The organism is Shewanella sp. AC91-MNA-CIBAN-0169, assembly GCF_040310165.1.
Classification (GTDB): Bacteria; Pseudomonadota; Gammaproteobacteria; order Enterobacterales; family Shewanellaceae; genus Shewanella.
In genome coordinates this window covers 1-233 of the sequence record NZ_JBEOPM010000208.1, presented here as the reverse complement: position 1 = coordinate 233, position 233 = coordinate 1, and the positions used below count along the sequence as shown (strand labels likewise).

Sequence of the window (233 nt, the reverse complement as noted above, 5' to 3'; positions counted from 1 at the left end):
CCTTCAATCACCCAAGCGCTACGTTCATGCGGAGTGATGTGGATCTTGCGCTGCTCTTCAACCGTACCGTCACGGCGACATAAATAGCTAACGTTATAAAGCGTGTCATTGTCATCAAGCAAGGGCATAGAGCCAGTAATGACATTGACGTTATAGGTAACGGCTAAGTGAGAAATCTCGTTTTTGAACCATTCGGTATAGCCTGCCAAAAAGCGAATAGCGAGGTTCTGATC

Annotated in this window: 1 protein-coding gene; it reads right to left on the bottom strand. The window is 46.4% G+C overall.

Annotated features, from left to right (window positions below):
• Positions 1 to 233, bottom strand: a 233-nt coding sequence (locus AAEY98_RS22700) for a nitrilase-related carbon-nitrogen hydrolase (RefSeq protein WP_351019902.1), incomplete at both ends; no start/stop codon positions are given.